Source organism: Pseudomonas sp. Lb2C2, assembly GCF_052112205.1.
GTDB lineage: Bacteria > Pseudomonadota > Gammaproteobacteria > Pseudomonadales > Pseudomonadaceae > Aquipseudomonas > Aquipseudomonas kilonensis.
Genome location: NZ_JAUTYW010000006.1, coordinates 64,151 through 87,062, shown reverse-complemented (window position 1 = coordinate 87,062; position 22,912 = coordinate 64,151). Strand labels below are relative to the sequence as shown.

General features: G+C 62.4%; 19 protein-coding genes. 4 read left to right on the top strand and 15 right to left on the bottom strand.

Going from position 1 to position 22,912, the window contains the following annotated elements:
• Nucleotides 1-17: 17 nt before the first annotated feature.
• Nucleotides 18-1,031: an AI-2E family transporter gene (locus Q7F16_RS19035; RefSeq protein WP_014336346.1), complete on the top strand. Its 1,014-nt coding sequence runs from the start codon at nucleotides 18-20 to the stop codon at nucleotides 1,029-1,031.
• A gap of 134 nt (nucleotides 1,032-1,165) precedes the next feature.
• On the opposite strand, the gene Q7F16_RS19030 is transcribed toward Q7F16_RS19035, so the two are convergent.
• A complete protein-coding gene (locus Q7F16_RS19030; RefSeq protein WP_409556722.1) occupies nucleotides 1,166-2,440 on the bottom strand; it encodes an Hsp70 family protein in 1,275 nt (424 codons plus the stop codon).
• Between the two features lie 295 nt (nucleotides 2,441-2,735).
• Between Q7F16_RS19030 and Q7F16_RS19025 the strand changes: the two genes are divergently transcribed.
• From Q7F16_RS19025 to Q7F16_RS19015, 3 genes are all read left to right on the top strand, one after another.
• Nucleotides 2,736-3,674 (top strand): DnaJ C-terminal domain-containing protein, encoded by a 939-nt coding sequence (locus Q7F16_RS19025; RefSeq protein ID WP_409556723.1) that lies wholly within the window; start codon nucleotides 2,736-2,738, stop codon nucleotides 3,672-3,674.
• A gap of 231 nt (nucleotides 3,675-3,905) precedes the next feature.
• Nucleotides 3,906-4,205 (top strand): chaperone modulator CbpM, encoded by a 300-nt coding sequence (locus Q7F16_RS19020; protein WP_014336349.1) that lies wholly within the window; start codon nucleotides 3,906-3,908, stop codon nucleotides 4,203-4,205.
• Between the two features lie 108 nt (nucleotides 4,206-4,313).
• On the top strand, nucleotides 4,314-9,356 hold the full coding sequence (locus tag Q7F16_RS19015; protein ID WP_409556724.1) for an NEL-type E3 ubiquitin ligase domain-containing protein: 5,043 nt from the start codon (nucleotides 4,314-4,316) through the stop codon (nucleotides 9,354-9,356).
• Nucleotides 9,357-9,555: 199 nt separating this feature from the next.
• Here the strand turns inward: Q7F16_RS19015 and ureC are convergent, their stop codons facing one another.
• The 14 genes from ureC to Q7F16_RS18945 form a co-directional block, all read right to left on the bottom strand.
• A complete protein-coding gene (ureC, locus tag Q7F16_RS19010) occupies nucleotides 9,556-11,256 on the bottom strand; it encodes an urease subunit alpha (RefSeq protein WP_003197341.1) in 1,701 nt (566 codons plus the stop codon).
• A gap of 138 nt (nucleotides 11,257-11,394) precedes the next feature.
• Nucleotides 11,395-11,703, bottom strand: coding sequence for an urease subunit beta (locus tag Q7F16_RS19005; RefSeq protein WP_003186307.1), 309 nt, complete (start codon nucleotides 11,701-11,703; stop codon nucleotides 11,395-11,397).
• A complete protein-coding gene (locus tag Q7F16_RS19000) occupies nucleotides 11,700-12,233 on the bottom strand; it encodes a GNAT family N-acetyltransferase (RefSeq protein WP_046064369.1) in 534 nt (177 codons plus the stop codon). The genes Q7F16_RS19005 and Q7F16_RS19000 overlap by 4 nt, the downstream gene beginning before the upstream one ends.
• A gap of 7 nt (nucleotides 12,234-12,240) precedes the next feature.
• Nucleotides 12,241-12,774, bottom strand: coding sequence for a GNAT family N-acetyltransferase (locus Q7F16_RS18995; RefSeq protein ID WP_046064370.1), 534 nt, complete (start codon nucleotides 12,772-12,774; stop codon nucleotides 12,241-12,243).
• Nucleotides 12,775-12,783: 9 nt separating this feature from the next.
• Nucleotides 12,784-13,086 (bottom strand): urease subunit gamma, encoded by a 303-nt coding sequence (gene ureA, locus Q7F16_RS18990; protein ID WP_003197350.1) that lies wholly within the window; start codon nucleotides 13,084-13,086, stop codon nucleotides 12,784-12,786.
• A 261-nt stretch (nucleotides 13,087-13,347) separates the two neighbouring features.
• Nucleotides 13,348-14,190, bottom strand: a complete 843-nt coding sequence (locus Q7F16_RS18985) for an urease accessory protein UreD (RefSeq protein WP_046064371.1) — start codon at nucleotides 14,188-14,190, stop codon at nucleotides 13,348-13,350.
• A 30-nt stretch (nucleotides 14,191-14,220) separates the two neighbouring features.
• Nucleotides 14,221-14,919, bottom strand: coding sequence for an urea ABC transporter ATP-binding subunit UrtE (gene urtE, locus Q7F16_RS18980; protein ID WP_046064372.1), 699 nt, complete (start codon nucleotides 14,917-14,919; stop codon nucleotides 14,221-14,223).
• 67 nt (nucleotides 14,920-14,986) lie between these two features.
• Entirely contained in the window at nucleotides 14,987-15,856 is an 870-nt protein-coding gene (gene urtD / locus Q7F16_RS18975; RefSeq protein ID WP_409556725.1) for an urea ABC transporter ATP-binding protein UrtD, read from the bottom strand.
• A complete protein-coding gene (gene urtC, locus Q7F16_RS18970) occupies nucleotides 15,853-16,932 on the bottom strand; it encodes an urea ABC transporter permease subunit UrtC (RefSeq protein WP_046064374.1) in 1,080 nt (359 codons plus the stop codon). Before urtC ends, urtD begins: the two co-directional genes overlap by 4 nt.
• Complete coding sequence (gene urtB, locus Q7F16_RS18965; protein WP_409556726.1) at nucleotides 16,932-18,428, bottom strand: urea ABC transporter permease subunit UrtB; 1,497 nt, start codon at nucleotides 18,426-18,428, stop codon at nucleotides 16,932-16,934. The genes urtC and urtB overlap by 1 nt, the downstream gene beginning before the upstream one ends.
• A 126-nt stretch (nucleotides 18,429-18,554) precedes the next feature.
• Nucleotides 18,555-19,820 (bottom strand): urea ABC transporter substrate-binding protein, encoded by a 1,266-nt coding sequence (gene urtA / locus Q7F16_RS18960; RefSeq protein ID WP_014336360.1) that lies wholly within the window; start codon nucleotides 19,818-19,820, stop codon nucleotides 18,555-18,557.
• Nucleotides 19,821-20,149: 329 nt separating this feature from the next.
• Nucleotides 20,150-21,160 (bottom strand): FecCD family ABC transporter permease, encoded by a 1,011-nt coding sequence (locus Q7F16_RS18955; RefSeq protein WP_014336361.1) that lies wholly within the window; start codon nucleotides 21,158-21,160, stop codon nucleotides 20,150-20,152.
• Nucleotides 21,157-22,104, bottom strand: coding sequence for an ABC transporter substrate-binding protein (locus Q7F16_RS18950; protein WP_095963420.1), 948 nt, complete (start codon nucleotides 22,102-22,104; stop codon nucleotides 21,157-21,159). The genes Q7F16_RS18955 and Q7F16_RS18950 overlap by 4 nt, the downstream gene beginning before the upstream one ends.
• Nucleotides 22,101-22,889, bottom strand: coding sequence for an ABC transporter ATP-binding protein (locus tag Q7F16_RS18945; RefSeq protein ID WP_409556727.1), 789 nt, complete (start codon nucleotides 22,887-22,889; stop codon nucleotides 22,101-22,103). The genes Q7F16_RS18950 and Q7F16_RS18945 overlap by 4 nt, the downstream gene beginning before the upstream one ends.
• Between the last annotated feature and the right edge of the window lie 23 nt (nucleotides 22,890-22,912).

Here is a 22,912-nt window from a genome sequence, read left to right as displayed (position 1 = left end):
TTTTGTCCTGAGGCTGTATGCCAACGTTTTCTCAGCGTCATGTGTTGTTGGTGATCAGTTGGGTGATCATTTTTGGTGGGCTGTTGCTGGTGCTGCCGTTGCGTCTGTTGCCGAGTTTGCTGGCCGGGTTGCTGGTGTTCGAACTGGTCAACATGCTCACGCCGCAGTTGCAGCGATTGATCGAAGGCCGCCGCGCTCGCTGGCTGGCGGTGGCGTTGCTGGGCACGCTGGTGGTCAGTGTGCTGACGTTGATCTTCGCTGGCGCCTTCAGTTTCCTGCTGCATGAAGCGGAAAACCCAGGCGCGTCCCTGGACAAGTTCATGGCGGTGGTCGACCGTGCCCGTGGGCAGTTGCCGCCGTTCATCGACGCTTACCTGCCGGCCAGCGCCGCCGAGTTCCGGGTGGCGATCGGTGACTGGGTGAGCAAGCACCTGAGCGACCTGCAACTGGTGGGCAAGGACGCCGCTCACATGTTCGTGACGTTGCTGATCGGCATGGTGCTGGGGGCCATCGTTGCCCTGCAGCGCATCCCCGACCTGACCAAGCGCAAACCCCTGGCCGCGGCGCTGTTCGATCGCCTGAACCTGCTGGTCAAGGCGTTTCGCAACATCGTCTTCGCCCAGATCAAGATTTCCCTGCTCAACACCTTCTTCACCGGGATTTTCCTGGCGGTGGTGCTGCCGCTGTTCGGCATCCAGCTACCGTTGACCAAGACCCTGATCGTGATGACGTTCCTGCTGGGGCTGTTGCCGGTCATTGGCAACCTGATGTCCAACACCCTGATCACCATCGTCGCCTTGTCGTTGTCGATCTGGGTGGCGGTGGCGGCGCTGGGTTACCTGATCGTGATCCACAAGCTCGAATACTTCCTCAACGCACGTATCGTCGGCGGGCAGATCAGCGCCAAGTCCTGGGAATTGCTCATGGCGATGCTGGTGTTCGAAGCCGCATTCGGCCTGCCGGGGGTGGTGGCGGGGCCGATTTATTATGCGTATCTCAAGAGTGAGTTGAAGCAGGTGGGGATGGTTTGATCGGGTAGTTGTATTGCCTGGTCTACCGCTTTCGCGAGCAAGCTCGCTCCCACATTCGGCCGCATTCCTTCTGAAAGAACTCGGTCAAACTGTGAGAGCGAGCTTGCTCGCGATTCAGGCGCCTCGGTCCTGGATCAGACCTGGCTCCCATAGCGCTTCATCGCCTCGATCGCCAACCCGCTGCCGATACTGCCGAAGATATTGCCTTCCACATGCCGCGCCTGGGGCAGCATCGCCGAGACGCTGTTGCGCAGCGCCGGGATGCCGCTGGAACCGCCGGTGAAGAACACCGTGTCGACCTGATCGACCCGCACGTTGGCATCGTTGAGCAACTGCGTGACGCTGCCGCGTACCCGCTCCAGCAAGCCGTCGATGGCCGACTCGAACAAGGCCCGGCTCAGGTCCACGCTCAGGCCTGGCTCGATCCGGTCCAGCGGCACGTGGCGCTGGTCGGCGTGGGTCAGCTCGATCTTGGTTTCTTCCACTTCCATCGCCAGCCAGTGCCCGGCGCGCTGTTCGATCAGCTTGAACAGCCGGTCGATGCCGCCGGTGTCTTCGATGTCGTAGCGCATGCTGCCCAGGGCGAGGGTGGATTTTTGCGAGTACACCGCGTTGATGGTGTGCCAGGTCGCCAGGTTCATGTGGTGACTGGTGGGCATGTAGGCGCCACTCTTCATGCGGCTGCCGTAGCCGAACAGCGGCATCAGGCCGGCCAGCGAGAGTTGCTTGTCGAAATCGGTCCCGCCGATGTGCACGCCGCCGGTGGCGAGGATGTCGTCGTGGCGGTTGTCGTGGGCGCGGCGCTTGGGGGACAGGCGCACCAGGGAGAAGTCCGAGGTACCGCCGCCGATGTCGACGATCAGCACCAGCTCTTCTTTCTCGATGGTCGATTCATAGTCGAATGCCGCCGCGATGGGCTCGTACTGGAAGGAAACTTCCTTGAAACCGATGGCGCGGGCGACGTCCACCAAGGTGTTTTCCGCTTCCTGGTCGGCCATTTCATCGTCGTCGACGAAAAACACCGGGCGCCCCAGCACCACTTCTTCGAATTCCCGACCGGCGGTGGCTTCGGCGCGTTTCTTCAGTTGGCCGATGAACAGCCCCAGCAGATCCTTGAAGGGCATCGCAGTGCCCAACACGCTGGTGTCGTGCTTGATCAGCTTGGAGCCCAGCAGGCTCTTGAGCGAGCGCATCAGCCGGCCTTCGTAGCCTTCCAGGTATTCGTGCAGGGCCAGGCGGCCATACACCGGGCGACGTTCCTCGAGATTGAAAAAGACCACCGAAGGCAGGGTGATCTTGTCGTCCTCCAGCGCGATCAACGTTTCCATGCCGGGGCGCAGCCAGCCGACAGTGGAGTTGGACGTGCCAAAGTCGATGCCGCAGGCACGGGCCGGGGATGCGTTTTTCATGTCTTTCGGGTTCCAGTTGAAAAAACGGCCGCGCAGTGTATGTCAGTGCGGCGCGGATTCGAAGGCCGGTTATCCGCTAATTCGCAATCGTCGGCCTTGAAAGCGGCCCTTATACCCCCAAACTTGCTGGCATGGGCCTGGTAGCACACGGCGGTACAAGAACCGCCACCGGCTGCCGATAAACTTCTGACGCACCGTCCGGTCACAAACCTTGAGATTGGTCAAACTCCGAGGCTTGTACCACGAGCATGCTGTGCATGGCGGTGCTATATCGATAACGGATGGTGATCCTTCAATGGACTTCAAAGACTATTACAAGATCCTGGGTGTCGAGCCGACGGCCGACGACGCCACGATCAAGGCCGCCTATCGCAAACTGGCGCGCAAGTACCACCCGGATGTGAGCAAGGAAAAGGACGCCGAGACCAAATTCAAGGACGTCTCCGAAGCCTATGAAGCGCTGAAAAGCGCCGACAAACGCGCCGAATACGACGAACTGCGCCGCTACGGCCAGCATGGCCAGCCGTTCCAGGGCCCGCCGGGCTGGCAGAGCCGTGGTGGTTTTGGTGGCCAGGACACCGGGGATTTCTCGGACTTCTTCAGTTCGATTTTTGGTAATCGCGGGCCGGGTTTCGGTGGCGGACAGTCAGGTCGCAGCGCCGGCCGTCGAGGGCAAGACGTGGAAATGGAATTACCGATCTTCCTGGAAGAGACCCTGTCGAGCGAGTCGAAAAAGGTCAGCTTCCAGGTGCCGCAGTACAACGCGGCCGGCCAGCACGTGAGCAACACCAGCAAAAGCCTGAACGTGAAGATTCCACTGGGCGTGACCGACGGCGAACGCATCCGCCTCAAGGGCCAGGGTGCGCCGGGTATCGGTGGCGGTGCCAATGGCGATTTGTACCTGACCATTCGCTTCGCGCCGCACCCCAAGTTCGACGTCGAAGGCCAGGACCTGATCATCACCTTGCCCCTGGCACCGTGGGAATTGGCGTTGGGCACGGAAGTGGCGGTGCCGACCCTCACCGGCAAGATCAACCTCAAGGTCCCGGCCGGCAGCCAGAACGGCCAGCGCATGCGCGCCAAGGGCCACGGCCTGCGCAACAAGGCCGGCGAGCGCGGCTACCTGTTCGTGCAACTCAAGGCCGTGATGCCCAAGACCAGCGATGAGGCGGTCAAGGCGTTGTGGGCGGAACTGGCGAAGAAAGCCGCGTTCGATCCGCGGGAGAATTTCTGAACGCAGGACGATGAGCAACTGAACACACAACCTGTGGCGAGGGAGCTTGCTCCCGCTGGGCTGCGAAGCAGCCCCAAAACCAATCAACACGGTGTACCAGGAAAAACCGGTTGGCAGATTTTTACGACTGCTGCGCAGCCGAGCGGGAGCAAGCTCCCTCGCCACGGTCATGGCCAGACTTGCCACAATCATGGCTAGACTCGACAGTTAAAGCATTGGGAGAAGCAGACCATGAGCAACCCGATCATTGAACTGAACCTGAGGGAGTTCTGCGAGGCCGCCTCGTTGGCGGACGTCCATGTCATCGAAATCGTCGAGCATGGGATCCTCGAGCCTGAAGGCACGGTGCCGACGGACTGGCGTTTCACCGATTACGAACTGCTCCTGGCCAAGCGTGCCGCCAAGCTGCGTCACGACCTGGACCTGGAGTGGGAAGGCGTCGCCCTGGCCCTGGACTTGCTGGAAGAGGTGCAACAGTTGCGCACCGAAAATCGTCGGCTGCGACAGCAACTGAAACGTTGGGTGGGGTGACAGCGGTTTGGCGAGTCATATCCCGTCGAAAAAGCGATAGATAGTTACCACATCCAGCACTGAGGCACTGAGTAGGCTCGGGTTTTTCCACATCAAGGATGACCCGACATGCCAGAACCCATTCTTGGCCCTGTGCGCCCGGAAAGCCGCGGCCTGCACCTGGACCTGCTCAAGACCCGAATTCCAGGTTGGTACAGCGGCGCTATCGTGCAGCGCCAGCAGGAACTGAGCGACCACACGCTGGAGCTTCCAGACTGGTACGTGAAGGCTTCCCACGAAACCCGAGCCCGCCTCAAGCACAGCCACGCCCACTACCGCGAAACCTTGAACCAGATCGACAATGTGCTGGGCAATGTCCAGGACATCCGCGCCTTTGCCGAGCCGCTGCTCACCCAGGCGATCCAGGATGAGTTCAAGCGCACGCTGAACGTCAACCAGGTTTATTTCGTCCGCAAGTACGGGCGCCAGGCGCGCGGTGATTTTTTTGGTGCGTTGGTGCTCGACAGCGAGGGCAGCCATTTCGATCGCTACGAATACCACGGCACTTCGTTGCTGGAGGCCGCGCTGGCCAATTTCGACGCCGACGAAGAGCGCAAGCCCGGCTGTGACGACTGCAGCCTCATTACTACGGTGCGGCCGTTTTATACGGGCGAGGTTGTTCCGGCCATCAACGCCTTTCGCGCCGGGGCGTTGCCGATCACACCCGAGGCCTTTGCCAGGCTGTGCCGCAAGCTGGACTTGGGGCGCCGGTATCAGGAACACATCAACGCCATCGTACGGCCGATCGACCATGAGGCGCGTGGCCAGTTGGATCGTCAACTGCGCACCCATCACCAAGAGGGATTGGCGCTTTGTGTCGAGGTCGCCTGGGCCAAGGGTGACATCAGTCTGGCCGCTTACCGAATGTTGCAGCAGGTGGTCAGCGATCAGCGCGAGGCCATGCTCGATGGGCGGGCGGTGACGTTCACCTCATTGCGCATTTTCGGCATCGGCTTGGTTGGCCCGCTGTTGATCGGGCCCGACCGGGAGAGCAGTCGTCGAGTGGAACGGGTGGTGGCCTACCTGCCGGGCGACCCTGAGCATCCTCTCAAGGAATATGCGTCCAGCGGCGAATTCATGGTCGATCTGCGCCGGCGTTTGCATCGCGTCGCCTACCGGCGCTTCTTCAGCCGTTTTGTGCCGTTGCGCCAACTTGGCGGATTTTTCCAGTTGTTCAACCGCCTCTATCAGCCCAGCGCGCCAGCGAATGATCAAGTCGATTACCCACTGAAGTCGAAATTGCCGGCACTGCCTATGCAAACTTCGTCCATTCCCGAGCCGTTGTGGGAATCGCTACGTCTGAGGCAGATCCAGAAGATCCAGGTCGATGCCCGGGCGGTGGCGGTGCCCACTGGTGATGAGGACAAGAAAGCCCGTCTGGCGCGGCTGGACAGTTACCTGGATGCCGTGATCGATGTCTTCAACCTGGCAGCGTTCGTGGTGCCAGGGCTTGGGCCGCTGATGCTGACGGTGGGCGCTGTGCAGATGTTCAACGAAGCGTTCGAGGGCATCGAAGCGTTCGAGCGCGGCGAGACCAGGGAAATGTGGGCGCATTTCTCCAGCGTGGCCCTCAACACCGCGTTCGTCGCCACCGGTGCGGCGGTGCTGCCGCACATTCAGTGGTCGAGCACGGTGGAGCAGTTGGAACCGGTCCAACTGGCCAATGGCGATCCACGTCTCTGGCGCCCCGAGCTGACGCCTTACCAGAGTTCGCTGGAGTTGCCCGAGACTTTGCTCCCGGATGCTCAAGGGCTGTACCTTGTCGACGGTCGAGAAGTCGTGCCGCTGGGCGGCCAGAATTACCAGGTGCAACAGGACCCGACGACCCAGCGTTATCGCATTCGTCATCCTTCTCGGGGGCCGGACGCCTATCAGCCTGGGCTGACGGACAACGGCAGCGGTGCCTGGAGCCATGAACTGGAACGGCCGCGCAGCTGGGAAGGGGCCACGCTGATGCGCCGGCTTGGTCACTGCGTCAAGGGCTTCAGCGACGCTGAGCTGGAGCAGATCCGTACGGCCAGTGGCACCAGCGAGCAGGTGCTGCGGCGACTGCATGTCGAGGGCGAACCGATGCCGGCCTTGCTGGCCGACACGATCAAGCGCTTCGACCTGTGCCGGCAAGTCGACGATTTCATCGGGCAACTGCAAAGCGAAGATCCGCTGCACTATGAACACGCCGATCCGATGACCCAGTTGCATCTACTCACGGGCTACGGTCCGTGGCCAAAAGGGCTCATGCTCAAAGTAGTCGACGGCGGGGGCAAGACGCTTTGGGAATACGTTCGCCCATCGGAAGAAGGGGACCGGGTTCGCGACGTCATCATCCCCGAGAGGAAAGTCCGCACACCTTGGGTGTTGAAGAATCTGATCGAGACGGTGGACGCTGCGGGGGGCGATCTGTTGGTGGGCACGAGCCCGGCGATTGCGAAAACCAATATGGACGCCCGGATCCAGCAGCTGCGCAAAACACTCGCTGCCGTGGTGGTGCGGGAAAAGGTGTACGTGTTCAACGATTTCTACGCCAAGGAAGACGTGTCGAGCGAGCCGCGTGCAGCACTGATCAAGTCGCGGTTTCCCTCGGTTCCAGCGGCGGCCATCGAACAGGTGGTGGCGTTTGCCAACCCGGCCGAGCAACAGCAAATGGCCGCTTGGAACTTCGCGGATACGACCCAGACCAAACCCATCCCGCTGCGTATCGCCGAAGAGCTGCGGGACTACCAGCGGGCGCTGCGCTTGAACCGGGCCTACGAAGGGCTCTATCGCGAGGCACTGGCCACGGCCGACACCCCCCGACTGGTGTTGGCGACCTTGAAGAGCTTGCCCGGCTGGAACGACGCGGTACGCATCGAGCTGCGCGAGGAGGAATTTTCAGGCGCCTTGATCGACAGCGTTGGTGCCCAGGACGCAATGCAGACCAAGGTCGTGGTCAAGGACGGTGAGCGCTACAAGGCCTTCGACGACAACGGCAATGAACTGAGCCACTGGGATAGCCTTTACGATGCCGTGCAGCATGCGCTCCCGGATGCCGAGCGGCGGGCCATGGGCCGCCCTTCGGTTCATCACGGCGCCCTCCTGCAGAAGGCTGTCGGTGCAACACCATTGAGTCGAGCTTCGCTGGCGAAACACTTGAAGATGCAACCGCGCAAGTCATCCTTCAAATCACCGATGCGCCTGGCCTCGGGCAAGGTTGGCTACCCCATGAGTGGCGTGCGGGAGTGGCTGGGCCTGGGCCGGTCACCCGAGCGTCGGGTGCTGGATTTGTACCCGGACTATACGAACGAGCAAGTCCAGACCCTGTTGCGGTCCCTGGGGGATCAAGCCGTTCCCGAGCTCAAGCGGCGCAAAGTCGAGCTGGATACGCTGATCCGCGATCTGGACCGCTGGGCCACCACCCCAGTATGGCTTGATGCGGGTAATGATCGTGTCGAGCAACTGCTGCCCGCGATCAAGCGGGGTGTGGCTAATCGAATTCAATGGTGCTGGCGGCGCCAAGGCCCGATCGTCGCGGCGGTGGATGGCAGCAGAGTCGGCTATGAGCTTAATCTGAGCGGAGTGGCGTTAGGGACGCTGCCAGGTCTGTCGGCCGACTTCAGCCATGTGGTCTCGCTGAAGCTGCGTAGCATGCGCTTGGCGGAACCCTCCTGCGACACGTTCCTCAAGAGCTTCTCCGCGCTCCGTTGGCTGGACATGTCGTTCAACCGCCTGAACGATCTTCCCCCCTCGGTGGAATTGATGGAGGGGTTGACCCGGCTGCACGTGGGGATGAATGAAATCACCCTGTCAGCGCGTAGCATTCAGATCCTTGAAGGGCGTACCCAGCTGAAAATTCTCGACCTGAAATGGAACCCCCTGGGCCAATTGCCGGATTTCAGCCGGTTGCCCGACCTGCGTGGGCTGAATCTGAACGGTACCGATATCGGCACTTGGCCGACTGGCCTGCGCGACCTGCCGCTGGAAGAGCTCGATTTGCGCAACAACGAGCTGACCGAAGTGCCGACCGAGCTGACGGATCCGCCGGCCGAGCGTGCTCACGCCACGGCACGGGTCAATGGGGTGACCTTCGTGCAGAACAATCCACTGAGCGAGGCGACCCAGCAGCGCTTGCGTGATTATTGGGCGAACCTCTCAACGTCGAATCCCGAATGGGTGACCTTTCGTTCGCCCGGCGCGTTTGAACATGTCCCAGGGGGAAGGCTATCGGATGTGGAGCGATGGCTGCTAGGCCTGCCCAGGGAGCAACTGCAGGACAAAAATACGCTGTGGCGGAGCCTGGAGGCTGAAACGCAATCCAGGGAGTTTTTTCAGCTGTTGAACCGATTGGCCGGCTCCTACCAGGACGTGGAAAATTATCCGGACCTCCAGGCGCGTGTCTGGCAGATGCTTGAAGCGATGAGGGATTCCACCGACTTGCGCCGTGAACTGTTCGACCTGGCTGGCGCGCCGACGTGTGAGGATCGCGCTGCATTGTCCTTCAGCTACCTGGAAATCAAATTGATGATTCACAACGCCAAGGCCCTGACGGTGGGAGAACAGGAGGCTGAGGCGCTGATCCGGCTGGCCAAGGGGCTGTTTCGCCTTGACGAAGTGGAGCGCATTGCCCTGCAGGATATTCAGCAGCGGCGTGACACGATCAATACCCGTGAGGATCTCACCTCCGCGCAAAAGAACCGGCTCATCAGGCAGATCGAAGAGGTGGAGGTGCGCCTGGCCTACCGTGTCGGTCTCAAGAATCGGCTGGAACTGCCCGGACAGCCCAAGGGTGGGCGCTTTATCCAGCTGGCCGGTGTTACGGCAGAGATGCTCAATGCGGCGGCAGCCGAGATCCTGGCGCTGGATGATTCACCGAAGCAATTGCAGTCGCTGGTTGGCCGGGACTTCTGGATCGATTACGTGAAGCAAAAACGCGCGAGCCTTTTCCAGGCGATGAATGATGCCCTCATCGCCAATCAGCTTGCGCTGGATGAGGCGAAAGCGGCCGGAACCCTGGAGGAGCCTGACTATGTCAGCCAATCCGAGACACTGGGCTTGCAACACAAGGTCAAGGAAGCGGAGCTGATCCAGTTATTGACCGAAGAGGAGCTGGACGCCCTGGTGGAAAGCACGGACCTATAAGACGACCCCGTTCCCGCCTGGGTCAATGAACCCTGTGGCGAGGGGATTTATCCCCGCTGGGCTGCGAAGCAGCCCCAAAGCCGGCCACCGCGATGTATCAGGTTGATGTGATCAGTTTTTTAGGGCTGCTGTGCAGCCCAGCGGGGATAAATCCCCTCGCCACATGTAACTGTTGGCCGGATACCCAGTGTGATTCAACTCAAAACAGGAAATAGCGCTGCGCCATCGGCAGCACTTCGGCCGGTTCGCACCACAGCAATACGCCGTCGGCCTTGACCTGGTAAGTCTGTGGGTCAACGTCGATGCTCGGCAGGTAGTCGTTGTGGATCAGGTCGGTCTTCTGCACGTCGCGGCAGCCTTTGACCACGGCGATTTTCTTCTTCAGCCCAAGCTGTTCCGGCAACCCGGCTTCGGCGGCGGCTTGGCTGATGAAGGTCAGGCTGGTGGCATGCCGCGAGCCGCCGTAGCTTGCGAACATCGGTCGGTAGTGCACCGGTTGTGGCGTCGGGATCGAGGCGTTGGCGTCACCCATCAGGCTGGCGGCAATCGCCCCGCCCTTGAGGATCAACGTCGGCTTGACGCCGAAGAACGCCGGGCGCCACAGCACCAGGTCGGCCCACTTGCCCACTTCGATGGAGCCCACTTCATGGCTGATGCCGTGGGTGATCGCCGGGTTGATGGTGTACTTGGCGATGTAGCGCTTGATGCGGAAGTTGTCGTTGCCTTCGCCGTCGCCTGGCAGGGCGCCGCGTTGCTTCTTCATCTTGTCGGCGGTCTGCCAGGTGCGTGTGATGACTTCGCCGACGCGGCCCATGGCCTGGCTGTCGGAGCTGATCATCGAGAACGCGCCGAGGTCGTGGAGAATGTCTTCGGCGGCGATGGTCTCGCGGCGGATGCGGCTTTCGGCGAAGGCCACGTCTTCGGCAATGCTCGGGTCCAGGTGATGGCAGACCATCAGCATGTCCAGGTGTTCGTCGATGGTGTTGCGGGTGAACGGCCGGGTCGGGTTGGTAGAACTGGGCAGCACGTTGGCGAAGCCGCAGGCCTTGATGATGTCCGGCGCATGACCGCCACCGGCGCCTTCGGTGTGGTAAGTGTGGATGGTGCGGCCCTTGAAGGCGGCGAGGGTGGTTTCGACGAAGCCGGACTCGTTGAGGGTGTCGGTGTGGATCGCCACCTGCACGTCGTACTGGTCGGCCACGCTCAAGCAGTTGTCGATGGCCGCCGGCGTGGTGCCCCAGTCTTCGTGCAGCTTCAGGCCGATGGCACCGGCCTTGACCTGTTCGATCAACGGCTCCGGCAGGCTGGCGTTGCCCTTGCCGGTGAAACCGATGTTCATCGGGAAGGCATCGGCGGCCTGGAGCATGCGCGCCAGGTGCCATGGGCCGGAGGTGCAGGTGGTGGCGTTGGTCCCGGTGGCCGGGCCCGTGCCGCCGCCGATCATGGTGGTGACGCCGCTCATCAGCGCTTCTTCGATCTGCTGCGGGCAGATGAAATGGATGTGGGTGTCGATGCCGCCGGCGGTGAGGATCATGCCTTCGCCAGCGATCACTTCGGTGCTGGCGCCGATGGCGATGGTCACGTCGGGCTGGATGTCCGGGTTGCCGGCCTTGCCGATGGCCGCGATGCGTCCGTCCTTGAGGCCGACATCGGCCTTGACGATGCCCCAGTGGTCGATGATCAGCGCGTTGGTGATCAGGGTGTCGACGACCTCGGCAGCCAGCAGCTGGCTCTGGCCCATGCCGTCGCGAATCACCTTGCCGCCGCCGAATTTCACTTCTTCACCGTAGGTGGTGAAGTCCTTTTCCACTTCGATCCACAACTCGGTGTCGGCCAGGCGGACCTTGTCACCGACGGTGGGGCCGAACATGTCGGCGTAGGCTTGTCTCGAAATCTTCATGTGCTCGCCTTGAGGTTCTTAAGTCGTATGCAGTCCATTGTGGCGAGGGAGCTTGCTCCCGCTCGGTTGCGCAGCAACCGCCAAGAGAGGGCCGCTACGCAGCCCAGCGGGAGCAAGCTCCCTCGCCACAGAAACGCTTTAGTCCAGGTCGCCCATGACCCGCCCGGCAAACCCGAACACCCGGCGATGCCCGGCCAGGTCCACCAGTTCCACCTCGCGACTCTGGCCCGGTTCGAAGCGCACCGCGGTGCCAGCCGGGATGTTCAGGCGCATGCCACGGCTGGCGGCGCGGTCGAAGGTCAGGGCGTCGTTGGTCTCGAAAAAGTGATAGTGCGAGCCGACCTGGATCGGCCGGTCGCCGCTGTTGGCGACGTTCAGCGTAAGTGTGCGGCGGCCGACGTTGAGTTCGATGTCGCCAGGCTGGACCTGGTATTGCCCTGGAATCATTGCGGTTGCCCCAAAGTCTTGTAGTAAATGGCGGTCGGTGTGTAGGTCCCGTCCGGGCTCTGGCAGTAGTCCGGCAGTTCGCCGACGCGGATGTAGCCCATGGCCCGGTAGAAGGCTTCGGCCTCGGAGCCGGCCTCGGTGTCGAGGTACAGCAGGCCGCGCTTGTGCTGACGGGCGCCGAGTTCCAGGGCGCTCATCAATTGCTGGCCCAGGCCCCGGCGGCGCGCCTCGCCGCGGACCAGCAGCTTCTGCACTTCGGCGCGATTGAGGCCGTTGGGTTTCTGGCACAGGGCAAGCTGGACGCTGGCCTGAACCTGTTCATCCTTGACCACCACCCACAGCAGCAGGTGGCCCTGGTTGAGGCTGGCCTGGACCTCGTCGAAATAGGCGCGGGCCTGGACGGCATCGAGATCGGCCATGAATCCCACGCTGGCGCCGTACCCAACGGCGTCGAGCAACAGATCGATCAGGCCTTGACGATAGTGCGCAAAGCTTTCGGCGTGGACTCGACGCAACTGGGCGGCGTTCATTGGTTTTTCACTCCTTGTTGACGGCAGGCGGTAGCGCCCCGGGGTTGAGGTTCAACTGCATGAAGGTCAGGTCCAGCCAGCGGCCGAACTTGGTCCCCACCTCGGGCATCTGCCCGGTGATTACGAAACCGGCCCGCTCGTGCAGGCGAATCGACGTCGTGTTGCCGCTCTCGATGGCGGCGACCATGACGTGTTTGCCGCATGCCCTGGCGCGCTCGATCAATGCGCTCATCAACAACGGGCCGAGACCATTGCCGCGCTGGTCGCTGCGCACGTAGACCGAATGCTCCACGGTGTGCCGGTAACCATCGAAGGGTCGCCAGTCGCCGAACGAGGCATAGCCGAGCACGTTTTCATCGGCATCGACGATCACCAGCACCGGATAGCCCTGGGATTGCCGGGCGCTGAACCAGGCTTGGCGATTGCCCAGGTCCACGGCCTGCTCGTTCCAGATCGCCGTGGTATTCAGGGCTGCTTCATTGTAGATGTCACGGATCGCTGGCAGGTCCGGGTATTGGGCGTCACGAACGTGATGCGTCATTGCGTGGCCTCAGGCGATGGGCTGGTGGACGGTGACCAGTTTGGTGCCGTCGGGAAACGTCGCCTCGACCTGAATCTCGGGGATCATTTCCGGGATGCCTTCCATCACCTGCTCGCGGCTCAGCAGCGTGGTGCCGTAATGCATCAGCTCGGCGACGGTCTGGCCGTCACGGGCGCCTTCGAGCAGGGCCGCGGAAATATAGGCCATGGCTTCCGGGTAGTTGAGTTTCAGGCCACGGGCCAACCGCCGTTCGGCGACGAGGCCGGCGGTGAAGATCAGCAGCTTGTCTTTTTCGCGTGGGGTCAGGTCCATGTGCAATCCATAAGGGCAGATAAAATTTTTTCGGGGTAAACCCATTCCACTGTGGAGGCGGGCCTGTGGGAGCAAAACCTGTGAAAGCAAAACCTGTGGGAGCAAAGCTTGCTCGCGATAGCAGCGCCTCGGTCGATCAGAAGGACCGCGTTATCGTTCATCGCGAGCAAGCTTTGCTCCCACAGAAATTCATTGCTTGCACTCCATTGCTCCCACAGAAATTCATTGTTTGCATGCCATTGCTCCCACAGAAAAGCAAATTCAGGTACTCCAGATTCGGGGAGGCACGGCCTCTCGTCCAAGCAATGCAGGCCTGAGCAAGCGCCACAATTCAATCAACCACCCCCGCGCCAGCAACGCCTCGCTCGCGAGGCAGCGGGCCACGACCAGGCCGGGCAATTGGGTCAGGTCGCCACGTACGTCATGGCCCAGGGATCGGCACCGCTCCAACAGCTCGCTGTCGATCTCGCCGGTCACCAATAACGTGGCAAACACCGGATCGCCGCCCAGCCCGATGGGTGAGTCCAGCAACCCATCACCGCCCACAATGCGCTGGCGTTCGTGCCACAGCAACTGGCCGTCGCGGCGAATGTCCAGCCGTGACTGGAAATGCCCCAGGTCGAACCGCTCGCCGCTGGCCGGTCGGCCGAGGGCAACCATGTCCCAGTAGAACAGGCGCCCGTCGCCCTGCAGGTCGATGCTCGTGCTGAGTTCGGCCTGGGCCGCGCTGAAGACGATGGTTTCCTGGGGCAGCCATTCCAGGGTCGCGCCGGGGGCCGCGCTCAGGGTCAACTGCTGGTACGCAGGGCCGGCGGCGCGATACCACTTGGCCGCGCCGGGGCTGGTCAACTGCGCCCAGGCGCCCGGGCCGACGTGGGCCGAGATGTCCAGGCGGTCACCGCCGGCAATCCCGCCGGGTGGGTGGACGATGATGTGCTGACACACCTCGGGGCCTTCGGCGTACAGGTGCTTCTGCACCCGCAGCGGGCCTTTATGGCGGCGCTGTACCGGGCGTGAGCAATCGCCGAATCGGGCGTAACCCAGTTCCAGCTCGGCGTGCCAGCTGGGGGTGAACAGGGCTGATGGCGATACAGGTAGATTCATGATTTTCTAATTATCGTCGGGACGCTAAGACTAGATCGTAACCAGCCCGCGCACACCCTCGGCTTCCATATTTTCTCCGCGCCCCTGCTGCACGATCTCGCCCCGGGACATCACCAGGTATTGATCGGCCAGCTCGGCGGCGAAGTCGTAGAACTGCTCCACCAGCAAAATCGCCATGTCGCCCCGGGCCGCCAGTTTTTTGATCACCACGCCGATCTCCTTGATCACCGAGGGCTGGATGCCTTCGGTGGGCTCGTCAAGAATCAGCAGGCGTGGGCGGCTGGCCAGGGCCCGGCCAATGGCGAGCTGCTGTTGCTGGCCGCCGGACAGGTCACCGCCACGGCGCTGTTTCATTTGCAGCAGCACCGGGAACAATTCGTAGATAAACGCCGGCACCTCCTTGGCTTCGGAGCCGGGAAACCGCGACAGGCCCATCAGCAGGTTTTCTTCCACCGTCAGCCGCCCGAAAATCTCCCGGCCCTGGGGCACGTAGGCGATGCCGGCATGCACCCGTTGGTGTGGCTTGAACGCAGTGATGGCTTTGCCTTCCCAGTTCACCGCGCCTTCCTTGGCCGGCAACAGGCCCATCAGGCATTTGAGCAGGGTGGTCTTGCCCACGCCGTTGCGCCCCAGCAGGCAGGTCACCTCGCCGATCTTGGCGTCGAACGACAGGCCACGCAGGATGTGGCTACCGCCGTAGTACTGGTGCAGTTTGTCGACTTGCAGCATTTTCCAGATTCTCCTCAAGTCCCTTGTGGGAGCAAGCTCGCTCCCACAGGGAACAGTGCTTGCAGGTCTAGCGACCGAGATACACCTCGATCACCCGCTCATTTTCCTGCACCTGTTCCAGTGACCCTTCGGCCAGCACACTGCCCTGGTGCAACACGGTGACGTGGTCGGCAATCGCGCCGACGAAGCCCATGTCGTGTTCCACCACCATTAGCGAATGCTTGCCCGCCAAGGACTTGAACAGCTCGGCGGTGAACTCGGTCTCGGCGTCGGTCATGCCCGCCACCGGTTCGTCGAGCAACAGCAATTGCGGGTCTTGCACCAGCAGCATGCCGATCTCCAGGAACTGCTTCTGCCCGTGGGACAGCAGCCCGGCGGCGCGGTTGACCGAGGTGGTGAGACGGATGGTCTCGAGCACTTCGTTGATACGGTCGTGCTGCTCGCCAGTGAGTTTTGCCCGCAGGCTGGCCCACACCGATTTGTCGGTCTTGAGCGCCAACTCCAGGTTTTCGAACACGCTCAACGCTTCGAACACCGTGGGCTTCTGGAACTTGCGACCGATGCCGGCCTGGGCGATCGCCAATTCACTCATGCTGGTCAGGTCCAGGGTTTCGCCGAACCAGGCCTTGCCATGGCTGGGGCGGGTCTTGCCGGTAATCACGTCCATCAGCGTGGTCTTGCCGGCGCCGTTGGGGCCGATGATGCAGCGCAATTCGCCGACGCCGATGTACAGGTTCAAGTCGTTCAAGGCCTTGAAACCGTCGAAACTGACGCTGATGTCTTCCAGGGTCAGGATGGTGCCGTGGCGGGTGTTCAGGCCCACGCCGGCCGCTTGGCCGAGGCCGATGGCGTCGCGGCTGCTGCCGGCGTCCTGGTTGGGTTGCGGCGGAAAGAAAGCGGGTTCGAGCATGAATTCGGCACTCGCTGTGATTCTCATTGTTCACCTCTTTTCTTCAGCAGACCGATCACGCCCTTGGGCAGATACAGGGTCACGACGATGAACAGCGCACCGAGGAAAAATAGCCAGTACTCAGGAAACGCCACGGTGAACCAGCTCTTCATGCCGTTGACTACGCCAGCACCCAGCAACGGTCCGATCAGCGTGCCGCGCCCGCCAAGGGCGACCCACACGGCGGCTTCGATGGAGTTGGTCGGCGACATTTCGCTGGGGTTGATGATGCCCACCTGCGGCACGTACAACGCCCCGGCCAGGCCGCACAACACCGCGCTCAACACCCAGACGAACAGCTTGAAACCACGGGGATCGTAGCCGCAGAACATCAGGCGGTTTTCTGCGTCGCGCAGGGCGGTCAGCACGCGGCCGAACTTGCTGCGGGCCAGGCGCCAGCCGATGAACAGGCTCGCCACCAGCAACAACACCGTGGCGAAAAACAGCACCGCCCGGGTGCCCGGTTCGGTGATGCCAAAGCCCAGGATCGAGCGGAAATTGGTGAAGCCGTTGTTGCCGCCAAACCCGGTTTCGTTGCGGAAAAACAGCAGCATCCCAGCGAAGGTCAGGGCCTGGGTCATGATCGAGAAATACACGCCCTTGATCCGCGAACGGAAGGCGAAGAAACCGAACACCAGCGCCAGCAAACCCGGCGCCAGCACCACCAGGCACATGGCCCAGAGGAAACTGTCGGTGCCGGCCCAGTACCAGGGCAACTCGGTCCACGACAAGAAGGTCATGAACGCCGGCAAGCCATCGCCGGCGGCCTGGCGCATCAGGTACATGCCCATGGCGTAGCCGCCCAGGGCGAAGAACAGGCCGTGGCCCAGGGAGAGCAAACCGGCGTAGCCCCAGACCAGGTCCAGCGCCAGGGCGACGATGGCGTAGCAGAGAATCTTGCCCACCAGGGTCAGGGTGTAGGCCGAAACGTGCAGCGGATTGTCCGCCGCCAGCAGCGACAGCAGCGGCAGGCTCAACAGCACGGCCAGGATCACCGCGCCGACGGCGAGGGTAACTTTGGGACCGGCCTTTTGCGTGGCCGTGAGCATCAGGGGCTGGTTCATCAGTCGATTACCCGTCCTTTGAGCGCGAAGAGGCCTTGCGGACGCTTCTGGATGAACAGAATGATCAGCGCGAGGATCAGGATCTTGCCAAGCACGGCGCCGATCTGCGGTTCGAGGATCTTGTTGGCGATGCCCAGGCCGAACGCGGCGAACACACTGCCGGCCAACTGGCCGACGCCGCCGAGCACCACCACCAGGAACGAGTCGATGATGTAGCTCTGGCCCAGGTCCGGCCCGACGTTGCCGATCTGGCTCAGCGCCACGCCACCGAGCCCGGCGATGCCCGAGCCGAGGCCGAAGGCGAGCATGTCCACCCGCCCTGTGGGCACGCCGCAGCAGGCGGCCATGTTGCGGTTCTGGGTCACCGCGCGCACGTTCAGGCCCAGGCGCGTCTTGTTCAGCAACAGCCAGGTCAGCACCACCACGAACAGCGCGAAGGCAATGATCACGATGCGGTTGTATGGGAGCACCAGGTTCGGCAATACCTGAATCCCGCCCGACAGCCAGGCCGGGTTGGCGACTTCGACGTTCTGCGCGCCGAACACCAGGCGCACCAGTTGGATCAACATCAGGCTGATGCCCCAAGTGGCGAGCAGGGTTTCCAGCGGGCGCCCATAGAGGTGGCGGATCACCGTGCGCTCCAGGGCCATGCCGATGGCGGCGGTGATGAAAAATGCCACCGGCAGGGCGATCAGCGGATAGAACTCGATGGCGTTCGGGGCGAAGCGCTGGAACAGCAACTGCACCACGTAGGTGGAATAGGCGCCCAACATGAGCATCTCGCCGTGGGCCATGTTGATCACCCCCAGCAGGCCGAAGGTGATGGCCAGGCCGAGGGCGGCGAGCAGCAGGATCGAACCCAGGGACATGCCGCTGAAGGCTTGGCCCAGCAACTCGCCTACCAGGAGTTTGCGTTTGACCTGGCTGAGGCTGGTTTCGGCAGCAGTGCGCACAGCGGCATCGGTTTCGACGCCGGGTTCGAGCAAACCTTCCAGGCGCGTGCGGGCCAGCGGATCGCCGGTTTCCCCCAGCAGCCGGACGGCGGCCAGACGTACGTTCGGGTTGGTGTCCACCAGTTGCAGGTTCGCCAGGGCCAGGCTCAGGGCGGCATGCACATCTTCGTCCTGCTCGCCGGCCAGTTGCCGATCAAGAAACGCCAGTTGCGCCGGGCGGGCACTTTTTTGCAATTGCTGCGCGGCAGCCAGGCGTACGCGGGCGTCGACGGCGAGCAGTTGATGGCTGGCGAGGGCAGTTTCGATCAGCCCGCGCAAGCGGTTGTTCAGGCGCAGGGTCTTGGGTTGACCCTCGACGGTCAACTGGCCCTGTTGCAGGGCGTTGATCAGTTCGACGCGCGCAGGCTCCGGCTGCGCGGCCCAGCTTTCCAGGAGCTTGGCCTGCTGGGTCGGGTTGGCGGCGACGAAGTCTTCGGCGTCGCCGGCGTGGGCGGCCATTGGTAGCAGCAAACATGCTAGGAGGAACAAACGATAAAGGGACATAGCTACGTCCTGTAAGGCGACGACGGACCCTGTGGGAGCAAAGCTTGCTCGCGATGGCGGTGTGTCTGGATGACCGCGATCGCGAGCAAGCTTTGCTCCCACAGAGTTAGGGGCTTGTTCCCAGGCTCAGTTGCTCTTCACCGCATAGTCAGGCTTTTTGTCGTTGCCAGCGATGAACGGGCTCCAAGGCTGGGCGCGGATCGGGCCTTCGGTCTGCCAGACCACGTTGAACTGACCGTCGGCCTGGATCTCGCCGATCATCACTGGCTTGTGCAGGTGATGGTTGGTCTTGTCCATGGTCAGGGTGTAGCCCGACGGTGCGGCGAAGGTCTGGCCGGCCAGGGCTTCGCGGACTTTGTCGACGTCGGTGGACTTGGCTTTTTCCACGGCTTGCGCCCACATGTGGATGCCGACGTAGGTGGCTTCCATTGGGTCGTTGGTCACTGCTTTGTCCGCGCCTGGCAGGTTCTTGGCCTTGGCGTAGGCTTTCCAGGAATCGACGAATTTCTTGTTCGCCGGGTTCTCCACGGATTCGAAGTAGTTCCACGCCGCCAGGTTGCCGACCAGTGGCTTGGTGTCGATGCCGCGCAGTTCCTCTTCGCCCACCGAGAACGCCACGACCGGTACGTCGGTGGCTTTCAGGCCCTGGTTCGCCAGTTCTTTATAGAACGGCACGTTGGAGTCGCCGTTGACCGTGGAAATGACGGCGGTCTTACCGCCGGCCGAGAACTTTTTGATGTTGGCCACGATGGTCTGGTAATCGCTGTGGCCGAACGGGGTGTAGACCTCTTCGATGTCCTTGTCCGCCACACCTTTGGAGTGCAGGAACGAGCGCAGGATCTTGTTGGTGGTGCGCGGGTAGACGTAGTCGGTGCCCAGCAGGAAGTAGCGCTTGGCACTGCCGCCTTCTTCGCTCATCAGGTATTCCACCGCCGGAATCGCCTGCTGGTTCGGCGCTGCGCCGGTGTAGAACACGTTCGGCGACATCTCTTCACCTTCGTATTGCACCGGGTAGAACAGCAGCCCATTGAGCTCTTCGAACACCGGCAACACGGATTTACGCGACACCGACGTCCAGCAGCCGAACACCACGGCGACCTTGTCCTGGGTCAGCAACTGCCGACCTTTTTCTGCGAACAGTGGCCAGTTCGACGCCGGGTCCACGACTACCGCTTCAAGCTTCTTGCCGTTCACACCGCCCTTGGCGTTGATCTCATCAATGGTCATCAGCGCCATGTCCTTGAGGGACGTCTCGGAGATCGCCATGGTGCCGGACAGCGAATGCAGGATGCCGACCTTGATGGTCTCGGCGGCCTGGACGGTCCAGGCCATGCCCATCGCGGCAATGCTTGCCGAGAGTGTAAAAGCCTTGATCAAGCTACGACGCTTCATTGTGCGATCTCCATGGACTTATGAGTTTTTTGGGTGGCAGATGCAAACGCTGAAAGCGCTTTTGCAAGGGGTGTGCCCGGTCGGGGGAAGGCTTTGAAATGCGGGGGTGGCGTGGGACGTGTACGAGCGGTTGCACCATGAGTGAACGCATTGCGGGGGCTGGTGCGAAGAGGTGCGCCACATTGGGGCGAGAGAATTGCGATGCTTCTGTGGGAGCGAGCTTGCTCGCGATAGCGGTGTGTCAGTCACCGCTAATTTGACTGATCCATCGCTATCGCGAGCAAGCTCGCTCCCACAGGCGATTTTTGTGATTCAGGAAAAGACGCCGCTCAGCGACGTCGCATCAGGCCGATGAAGAACAACCCGCCGATAGCGGCTGTAGCGACACCAATCGGCAAGTCTTCCGGGGCGATCAATGTCCGCGCCGCCACGTCCACCCACACCAGGAAGAGGCTGCCAAGCAGCACACAAGCCGGCAGCAACCGACGATGCTCGGCGCCCACCAGGCGCCGGGCAATGTGCGGCACCATCAGCCCGACAAAGCCAATCGAGCCGCTGATGGACACCAGCACGCCGGTCATCAGCGAGGCAATCAAGAAGATCCACAACCGCACCTTCGCCGCGTTCAGGCCCAGGGTCACGGCGGTCTGTTCGCCGGCCATCAGTGCGTTCAGCGGCCGGGCCATGCCCAGCAGCAACACCAGCCCCAGCACCACACTGGCCGCCGGCACGGCCAGCAGTTCCCAGCGGGCCAGGCCCAGGCCGCCGAGCATCCAGAACATCACTGCCGAACTGGCGCGATGGTCACCGAGGAACAACAACAGATTGGCCGCCGCCATCATCACGAAGGACACCGCCACGCCGCACAACAACAGGCGATCACTTTCCAGGCGACCCTGGCGGGCAGCGATGGTCAGCACCAGCAGCATGCTCAGCAGCGCGCCGATGAACGCCGCCAGCGGCAGGGTCAGCAAGCCGACAATCTCGCCGACATGCAGCACCACGATCACCGCTCCCAGAGTCGCGCCAGAGGTGACGCCCAGCAGGTGCGGGTCAGCCAGCGGGTTGCGCGTCACCGCTTGCAGCACCGCACCGATCAACGCCAGCCCGGCGCCGACCAAGGCACCGAGCAGCAGCCGCGGGACGCGGATCAGCCAGACGATATGCTCCTGGCCGGGCGTCCAATGGACGTCACCCACTCCGAAGGCCTTGTTCAGCAGGATGTCCCAGACCACGGCCACCGGCACCCGCGCCGGCCCGAAACCCAGGGACACCACGCACGACACCAGCAGCAGTGCGCCGAGGACCATCAGCAGGGCGCCGTAGCGATGACCGTTCATTGGCCGTGAAAACCCCGCGCCAGGGTTTGCACCGCCAGCACGTTGTCGATGCCCGGCGTGGCCTGCACGTAGGGAATCACAATGAAGCGCCGTTGCTGGATCGCCTCCACCGATTGCAGGGCCGGGTTGTTCAACAGGAATTGCTGTTTCTGCTCGGCGCTGACTTCGCCGTAGTCGACGATCACGATGACCTGCGGGTTGCGCTCGACCACGTTCTCCCAGTTCACCCGGGTCCAACTGGTTTCCACGTCATCGAGGATGTTGCGCCCACCGGCCGCGTCGATCAGGGCCTGGGGCATACCCAGGCGCCCGGAGGTCATGGCGCGGTCTTCGCCGCTGTCGTACAGGAACACACGCGGTTGCTGGGCGGGCAGGTGCTTGCGCACGTCGGCCACTTGGGCCTGCATCGTGGCGATCAGCGCGTTGGCGCGATCCTGCACGTCGAAGATCTTCCCGAGGTTGCGCAGGTCGTTGTAGGTATCCTCCAGCGAGGCCGCAGGACGCTTCATCACGAACGCGCAGGATTCGGTCAGTTCGTAGACGTTGATGCCCAGCGGTTGCAGGGTCTGCGGGGTCAGGTCGCCGCCCACCCGCATGCCGTAGTCCCAGCCGGCGAAGAAGAAATCGACGTTGGCATTGAGCAGGGTTTCCACCGAGGGGTATTTGGCGGCCAGTTCCGGCAGGCCATCAAGGATCCTGGCCATCTCGGGCGTCACCGATTTCCAGCCGCTGATGCCGCTGTAGCCGACCATGCGCGGTTTGAGCCCGAGGGCGAGCATCATCTGGGTCATGTTGATGTCATGGCTGACCGCGTGCCGAGGTGCCTCGTTGAACACCACCTGGCGGTTGCAGCTCTGGATCGTCAACGGGTAGTGGGTGGCTTCGGCCAAGGCGTGGGCACTGCCCAGCAGCAGGGGCAGCAACAGCAGGGAACGCAAGGTCATGGTTGGGTTATCCAGGTGATTCGTGGGTAGCCGGACAGCGGGTGTTCATCCACCAGGGCTTCGATGCCGAACACCTCGCGCAACAGCTCGACGCTGAGGACGTCCTTGGGCGTGCCGCTGGCGACGATGCCCCCGTGTTCGATCACGTACAGGCGGTCGCAGAAGGCGGCAGCCAGGTTCAGGTCGTGGAGGCTGGCGAGGGTGCCGATGCCCAGGCCCTTGATCAGTTGCAGCAATTGCAATTGATAGTGGGGGTCGAGGTGGTTGGTCGGTTCGTCGAGGATCAACAACTGCGGTTGCTGGGCCAGGGCCCGGGCGAGGATCACCCGTTGCTTTTCACCGCCCGAGAGGGTGGCGAATGCATGATCGCCAAAGCCTGCAAGCCCGGCCGATTCCAGAGCCTGGAGCACTAGCCGACGGTCGCCGTGATTGTCGCCGTCGAACAGACCTTTGTGGGGCGTGCGGCCCATGGCGACCACTTCCTCGACCGTCAGGCCGAAAGCGTCGGGAAACTCTTGCAGGACCACGGCGATGCGTTGGGCGCACCAGCGCGAGGACTGTTTCCAGACGTTGTGATGCTCGAGTTTCACCTCGCCATGTTCCGGCCGGCTGAAGCGATAGGCGCAGCGCAACAGGCTGGTCTTGCCGCTGCCGTTGGGCCCGATCAACCCGACAAACTCCCCGGCCGCCACCTGCAATGACACGTCACGCAGCTGGAACTGGTGATGACAATGGCCATGGCCCAGGGGCGTCCAGGCGAGGTGGGAGAGGGTCAGGGAGGTCATGCAGCTACTCGGCATTTGGTGTG